The sequence below is a fragment of the Gottschalkia purinilytica genome (genome assembly GCF_001190785.1).
Classification (GTDB): domain Bacteria; phylum Bacillota; class Clostridia; order Tissierellales; family Gottschalkiaceae; genus Gottschalkia_A; species Gottschalkia_A purinilytica.
The window spans coordinates 1-6,842 of sequence record NZ_LGSS01000036.1 but is presented as its reverse complement, the minus strand read 5'-3'; the positions used below and the strand labels follow the sequence as shown (position 1 = coordinate 6,842).

The window sequence follows — 6,842 nt, the reverse complement described above, 5'->3', positions numbered from 1 at the left end:
ATCTATTCATGTTTTTAGTAAGAAAGTTTCTCATTTTTTCAGGATAGTCTAAAGCTTGATGTAATTCACTTCTTAAAAACTCTATACCTTCCTTATAGGTAGCTACGATCGGATTAGATTTAATCCAGTTACTTTCGTCTTTGATATCATCTTCTTTATCTAGTTCGCATATCATTGCAAAGTATTCCTCATTTTCTACTGGAGAATTAGGGTCCAATAACTTACTAACATATTCATACTCTTTAAAACATGGTTTACTAGTATCAAATCCACTTGTTGTAATTATAACTATAAGTGGCTCCGGTCTTGCAACCATTCCAGATACTAAAACATCATATATCTCACTAGTATCGTGACAGTGAAATTCGTCTAATACAGCTACTCCGGGGTTTGTACCATCTCCTACCTTTCTAGCTTCTTTTGATAAAGGTTTTATTATGGATCCACTTTTCAAATGAGTTATTTTGCCATAACTATCTGTAAATTTACCTTTTAACATGTCTACTGCATTTATCTGGCTTAAAACCTCATTATAAACTAATGTAGATTGATCTCTTCCCCATCCAGCAATATAAACTTCTTGTTGTTCTTTTGACAAGAAGCATTCATACGAACAGATTAATGCAAGTAATTGAGACTTAGCATTTTTCCTTGCTAGTTGAATGTATACTTTTCTTATTTTTCTTCTATCGTTGTCTTTTCTCTTCCAACAAAATATGTTTGCTATAATAAACAATTGAAAAGGTACTAGTTCTATTTGCTGTCCAGCTAAAACTCCTTTAGTATGCTTAAACATTCCAGACCATTTATAAAATCTATAAAGTTCGTCAATGTCAAAGTAGTATTTAAATTTATCTTTATGCATCAATCTTAAGTCTCTAAGAAACACTCCACATACCCTTATATGCTTTTTACATGCTTTTATTTTGCCATTTACAACATCTAAGGCATATTGTGTTACAGTGTTTTGTAAGGCTTGTGCCGATACTTTCTCCTTATTCACTTACTCACCACCTTATAGTTGACTACCAAACATCTTTTCTTCTTCCGTCTTTTCTTTATTTTCTTCTTTTTTCGGGATAACTAGTTTACACCTAGAGCTAATAGTTAAGCCTAAGTCACTTGCACTTTGTCTACACATTTTAAATAGCTTCTCTTGAACTTTTAATAGTTCGACATAGGTAGGGCCTATAGTTTTCATTTTTAAAATCTTTAAAGTAACTTTTTGATATTGACTTTCTGACACTATAAATCTTGCTAAGGCTTCACAATCTAAATTACTCATGATTTCAATATTTATCAATTCACTAGCTATACGATTGAATTCCTCTTTTAAATCATCTGTAAGGTAAGAAGGAGCTACTATATTATCTCTCTTGGCTCTAACCTCTGTATTTTTTCTTTCTTCTATTTCTTTCTTAGTTAGATTCTTCTTTCCTTTAGCCATTATCAGTTCTATTGGTTGCCTTGGTCTTGCCACCTTCTCACCTCCTTGAAATTTTCATTTAGGGAATTTTCTACGAGCTAATCTAGGGCTCGGTCCGGGCGTGTCTCTCTAAAATTTTTCAACCCCGGGGGGGCATAAAAAAAGAGTCCACTCATTTAGCAAACTCTTTCATTCAACCTCTTATCATTACTATAGCTACTATAATTGCCGCCAATCCTGTAGGTATTAATACTGGTGCAAATACTAGCCACCAACTCCAATCTATTAAATTAAGTATCTTTGCTATAGTAAATACTATAGTCAACATACCTAACCAACCACCTGTTGTTATATCTATTGTTGTATTATGATTAGTAGTATTGTTTACACTCTTATCTGACATCATGCCAACTCCTTTCTTGCTTTCTCTAATATTTCTCTTAACATTCTTTGTGTACCTTCCTTATCTTTCTCATATAAACTATGTATAGTATTATGACTCTCTGCACTAACAGGGAACAAGTTATCCACGTCTAACTCTAGTGTCTTATCCTCTTCTCTCTCTACTATGTGATGTATTGTGTTGGCATATACTAGTTCATCCTTCATATAGTAAGCGTATAAGTCTATGCCTTTGTACTTGCTTAACACTAACTCTCTTACCTTGATCCATGCTTTACTATTATAGAAGTCTACACTATCTCTACTCCTTACATACTTATCATAATATTTGCTGTTATCGTTCTTATGTATGTCGCAGTATGTTTGTCCTATATCGCATAAGTTATTACAGTTTACTTTTGCACATAGTTTTTTTATCCCATTTATATCCCCTGCCCTATTAGTTTTTAACTTCTTCTATCATTCCTTGCTTTCATATCTTATTTTTTTATTTTTATTATCTTCTGAAGTATAGTAATTAACCTTTACTTTATCTTGCATCTTTACACTTTCATATAATCTTTTATCGTTTATAGTTGTGCTTACATCTTTATACTTAAGTTCAACATTATATTGTTCTGGATGTATTTCCGATCTCATTGTTGTTATTATAGTTTTTCCAGTTGGTATTATCATTGGCATTGTAGTTGTATAACTTTCTTTATACTCTTTGCTTATTACAACAGCTTCTACTTCTCCTACTAATTTATAATCAGTACATCCATATAAGAGAATAGATAACCCAAAGATGATTATTAGATTTATTATTTTCTTCATGCTTCACCTACCCCACTAATCTTTTAATTAATATTAATACATACAAACAAGGTATAAGTGCTACAGATGTTATACCTGCTACAACTATAGTAAACAATATCTTTTCTGCTACATTAAGTTTAATCTTTTCTTTACTCAATTAACTCATCTACTTTCCTATTCTGTAATCATAATCTCTATTCTTCTCATGCTATCTTCAAGTTCAAGTGCTTCTTTTAAATTGTCTGTTTCTTCAATCATCCTATCTAACCTTACATTTAATTCACCTCCTATTTTTTCTACCGTTCGCATTACTTCCTTAAACCTCATGTTTTCTTCCGATACTTTCATTCCTTATTTTTCATCTCCTTCTTTAACTCATTCATTTTTAATTTAAGTTTATATTTCACATTACTTAATTGAACTTTTATCTTTGATCTTTCTTCCTCCGTTCCTACAAGGCAATATTTATTTAATAATCTTCTTACATCGCTTTGCAACTTTCTTATTTCTTCATTTGTATAGATGCTTGTATATTTAGTTTTGCAATGCGGACATTTGAAATAAGTTTCTTCTATTCCTTGTTTATGTTTCTTTACTCTCACTTTAATTTCAAATTCTTTTTTACACTCATTGCATATAACTTTTTCCATAGCTTATCCTCCTGCTTTATTGCATTAAAAAAGAGCCTTCAAGACTCTTTTCTTAGATATAATTATCTTTACTATCTAATAATTCTTTTTTTAATTGTTCAAACTCTTTGTATTCGTGTTTATATAAATCTTTATATTTAACTATTTCTCCAGTCGTTTCTTTTCTAACAAGCAACTTATCTAATTCCTCTTCATAAAGAAATATATAAGTCTCTATATTATGTATGAATATGGTAGGTTTTTTACTATTAATGTGTTTTAAAAATAACTTTAATGTTTGTGTTACGAAATCCATTCTTTCACCGTTGGCTTTTAGATATTCTTTCTCTTCTTCTATTTTTTCAATATAATTTTTATATGCTTTAATCAGAAGTTCTAAATCTATATGAAGATCATCTATATATTCTTTGTTACTTTCTATTGATCTTCTAAAATTTATATTTTTTATTTTATAATCTAATTCTATTTCATTAAGTTTTAGTTTACTTAATAACTTATCGTAATCTAGCTTAATATCTGACATTTCATCCCTGTATTTATCAATTTCTACTTTGAAACTTTGTACTTCATTTTCTATTGTTTTTATTCCATCCTTGAAATCTTGTACTTCATTTTCTATTGTTTTCATTTCATCCTTGAAACCTTGTGCTTTGTCTTCTATTGCCTTAATATGGTCTTTGTCTATGACATTATATATATTTAATCCAATCCAAACAGTAACAGCAATTCCAATAATGGCTAATCCTAGATTTATTTTATCATCTATACTTTTCGCAGATTTTTCATATTCCTGTCTTATCTCATTTTTATAAGCTTCTATTTGCTTATATGAGGCATTAGGCGTATCTTTAGAAACATTTATTACAGTTTGCTTCCCACGCCCTATATTTTGTGTCTTAAGTATTCCTACATTCAAAATAACAATCGATATAGTAATAATAGATACTATTGTAGGAATAAATAAAGCCAGTGCTTTTGCTATATTGTACCTTCTAAATCCTTTATTCACATCTTTGTATTTATGATTCAAATTCATCCCCCTTTCATATACAAATTTCTACATAAAAAGGGAATATCCTTCATATTATATCTTAACTGGATTGTTTTAGAAAATATATGAAATGCTTCCATATTCTACTTGACATTCGCATAGTAGTTTGATATAATATAATTAAGAAAGGAGGTGAAAGAAGTGGTTGAAACAATAAAAGACTTACTTGAAATAGTCGTTTTAATCCTAACAATTTGGGCGTTGTTAAAGGATAAAGACCAAAACAAGTAAGCCATATACATAGGGGACTAAGTCCCCTATCCCTAAATATATTATATCACAACCACTTGGAAAGTATGAGAAAAAATTCTTTAACTATTATATTGATTGCCTTAGTTATATTAAATATACTAGATGGCGATTTCAAGAATCCATCTTTCTTAGATTATATTAAATTTACTCTGTTAGCTATAGCTTTAATTTTAAATATCATGGTTACAAGGAGGAAGTAAGATGTCTTATAATTTCAAGGATAAAGACGATCTAAGAGATTTCCTAGTTGATGAATTAATAAATACCTCAGAAGCCACTAAGATATTAGATTGTACCAGGCAAAACATAGACGACCTAGTCAGAAGGAAAAAGTTAGTTCCGATTAAAGTATTTCCTCGTGATAGAATATTTTTTAAGTCTGATGTATTATCTAGGCTTAGTGATAAAGAGGGTTAATTGTTAGCCCTCTTTTTTCTTTTCTCTTTTACACATCTAGGTAATATGCAAAATACCTTATCTTCTAACCAATGTCCCCACATACACCTCTTGCATTTATGTTCTTCTTTCAAAACATATATTCACTCCTTGCTATATGCATAATAAAAGCTACCTAGTACACAAACTAGATAGCTTTCTTATTAATCTTTAAACCTATCCACCTCTTTATATAAAAAACAACCCTATTTAAATAAAACAGGGTTGAAAGGGGTATTATGGATATGAAATTGTTAATCTTCTATTTCTATGTTCTGTTTACTACTCCACAATACTATTGTACTATATGTTTTCTATAAATTGGTGCTCGATAAGTGCTGTGTACCCATATACTCCTATTGTTAGTTTTTTAATTGCCCTTTTTCTTAATTCTTTACACCATCTTTCGTTGTAATTAGCTTCATATGCTATTTCAAACCATTGTTTACCGTCTATGTATCTCATAGTTATTATTTGTTTTTCTGATTCACTTAATTTTTCAATAGCCCTATCCATCTTATCTATCTTATCCTGTGTCTTTTCTATTCTTTTCTTAAGCAAATCAATTGATGTTATATTTTTTATTGCAACTTCTTCTGTAGGATTGCCTATTTTGTTTGTAGGAGCTATTTTTTCGCTTTCATAATCTATAGATGTAACTCCCGATTCACTCTCTAATTCTCTTATTTCAGCATTCATATTTTCTATACTTACTTTTAACATATTATAATTATATAGAAGTTTTTCTGTAGATTTGTAGTAGCTGTCTTTTATTTGCAAACTCAATCCTCCTTGTATTTAACTCCGTGAACATGGTGTTTATTCTCAAAGTTTACTCTACCAGTTTTGTGATACTCTATATGATGTTCCCTACATAGACACATTTTTAAATACTCTGAATCATCTACCTTTTTTCTATCTCTTCCCATACCTATAGCTTGGACATGATGTATCTCTCCTTTTCTTCCACATATACAACATATTCGTTTATCTAAGCATATCCATAAGTACCTGTCTATGTCCTCTGCTCTATTTATAGCTAAATCCGTAAGAGGTATATCTAAAGATATGGCTACTTGTATTAGGTAGTCTGTAAAATCTCTTGCTATTTCTTTACTACAATTAGATAAAGAAAAATATTCTATATCTCTATCCCAACAAAAGTTAGCTATTTGTTCCATCTTTTCTAGTTCTTTAGGGTTTCCAGTATATCTGGATATATCTTCTATAGTTGCATATATCCTCTTTTGTTGTTCTCTATTTATATATCTATTATCATTAAATCTTATATCTGCTGTTAATGCCCCTTTTTCTTTCCAACTTGATAACTTGTCCTTTATCTTTTCGGGTATCTTAATTATTAATTCCGTACCTTCTCTGGTTTCTTTTATAGCTTTTATTTGAGAGTGATAAAACATTTCATCACCTCTTTATTTATTTTCTTCTAATAACTTAATAGCTTTCTCTTTATCTGTTAAGTTCAAGAAGCTTATTAAGACTACTAAATGTATAGACTCTATTACCTTTTTTGTAGCTCTTATTATTTTAAAAAAACTTTTCATCATGTCCTGCTCCTTTAAGTAAACCTCTTTATTTACTTTCTTCTAATTTTAAATTTATATAGTCTTCTATTCTCTTAACTCTCTTATCTCCAAATCCGTACAATTCCTTTAAAGCTTCTTTAACTAGCTCTAATCCTTCTTTAATGCCATCTTTATAGGCGTATTTTTTACCTTCTTCTATCCCTTTATCTATTATATCTTTAATGAACCATTCTACTTGAGAAAGGGACATTTTATTTATCCCTTTCTTTATGTAGACAGCTTTC

Annotated in this window: 14 protein-coding genes; 1 reads left to right on the top strand and 13 read right to left on the bottom strand. The window is 29.8% G+C overall.

All coding sequences use genetic code 11. From position 1 onward, the window contains the following. The 9 genes from CLPU_RS15990 to CLPU_RS15960 all read right to left on the bottom strand — a co-directional run. The coding region (locus CLPU_RS15990; protein WP_200898645.1) for a terminase large subunit domain-containing protein at positions 1–1,003 on the bottom strand (1,003 nt) is incomplete at its 3' end. A 12-nt stretch (positions 1,004–1,015) separates the two neighbouring features. Then, a complete protein-coding gene (locus tag CLPU_RS15985) occupies positions 1,016–1,480 on the bottom strand; it encodes a phage terminase small subunit P27 family (protein ID WP_050379069.1) in 465 nt (154 codons plus the stop codon). A 139-nt stretch (positions 1,481–1,619) separates the two neighbouring features. Next, entirely contained in the window at positions 1,620–1,829 is a 210-nt protein-coding gene (locus CLPU_RS15980) for a hypothetical protein (protein ID WP_050379067.1), read from the bottom strand. Then, entirely contained in the window at positions 1,829–2,077 is a 249-nt protein-coding gene (locus CLPU_RS15975; RefSeq protein ID WP_097677589.1) for an HNH endonuclease family protein, read from the bottom strand. Before CLPU_RS15975 ends, CLPU_RS15980 begins: the two co-directional genes overlap by 1 nt. Before the next feature lie 210 nt (positions 2,078–2,287). Then, the gene (locus CLPU_RS15970) at positions 2,288–2,644 is read right to left on the bottom strand and encodes a hypothetical protein (protein WP_050379061.1); all 357 of its coding nucleotides are present in this window, start codon (positions 2,642–2,644) and stop codon (positions 2,288–2,290) included. Between the two features lie 7 nt (positions 2,645–2,651). Continuing rightward, a complete protein-coding gene (locus tag CLPU_RS18110) occupies positions 2,652–2,783 on the bottom strand; it encodes a hypothetical protein (protein ID WP_268760490.1) in 132 nt (43 codons plus the stop codon). A 17-nt stretch (positions 2,784–2,800) separates the two neighbouring features. Continuing rightward, entirely contained in the window at positions 2,801–2,974 is a 174-nt protein-coding gene (locus tag CLPU_RS17375) for a hypothetical protein (RefSeq protein WP_157857748.1), read from the bottom strand. Continuing rightward, positions 2,971–3,276, bottom strand: a complete 306-nt coding sequence (locus tag CLPU_RS15965) for a hypothetical protein (protein ID WP_050379059.1) — start codon at positions 3,274–3,276, stop codon at positions 2,971–2,973. The genes CLPU_RS17375 and CLPU_RS15965 overlap by 4 nt, the downstream gene beginning before the upstream one ends. A gap of 52 nt (positions 3,277–3,328) precedes the next feature. Further along, entirely contained in the window at positions 3,329–4,306 is a 978-nt protein-coding gene (locus CLPU_RS15960; protein WP_050379057.1) for a coiled-coil domain-containing protein, read from the bottom strand. Positions 4,307–4,780: 474 nt separating this feature from the next. On the opposite strand from CLPU_RS15960, the gene CLPU_RS15955 reads away from it, so the two are divergent. Next, a complete protein-coding gene (locus tag CLPU_RS15955; protein ID WP_050379055.1) occupies positions 4,781–4,996 on the top strand; it encodes a transcriptional regulator in 216 nt (71 codons plus the stop codon). Between the two features lie 321 nt (positions 4,997–5,317). Here CLPU_RS15955 and CLPU_RS15950 read toward each other — a convergent pair whose 3' ends face one another. The 4 genes from CLPU_RS15950 to CLPU_RS15940 all read right to left on the bottom strand — a co-directional run. After that, positions 5,318–5,794, bottom strand: a complete 477-nt coding sequence (locus CLPU_RS15950) for a sigma factor-like helix-turn-helix DNA-binding protein (RefSeq protein WP_050379053.1) — start codon at positions 5,792–5,794, stop codon at positions 5,318–5,320. A 2-nt stretch (positions 5,795–5,796) separates the two neighbouring features. Continuing rightward, on the bottom strand, positions 5,797–6,432 hold the full coding sequence (locus tag CLPU_RS15945) for a putative HNHc nuclease (RefSeq protein ID WP_050379051.1): 636 nt from the start codon (positions 6,430–6,432) through the stop codon (positions 5,797–5,799). Between the two features lie 12 nt (positions 6,433–6,444). Then, positions 6,445–6,576 carry a hypothetical protein gene (locus CLPU_RS18105; RefSeq protein WP_268760489.1) on the bottom strand — a complete coding sequence of 44 codons (132 nt, stop codon included), beginning with the start codon at positions 6,574–6,576 and terminating at the stop codon, positions 6,445–6,447. Between the two features lie 28 nt (positions 6,577–6,604). Beyond that, positions 6,605–6,842: hypothetical protein (locus CLPU_RS15940; protein WP_235436198.1), on the bottom strand; the 238-nt coding region annotated here is incomplete at its 5' end.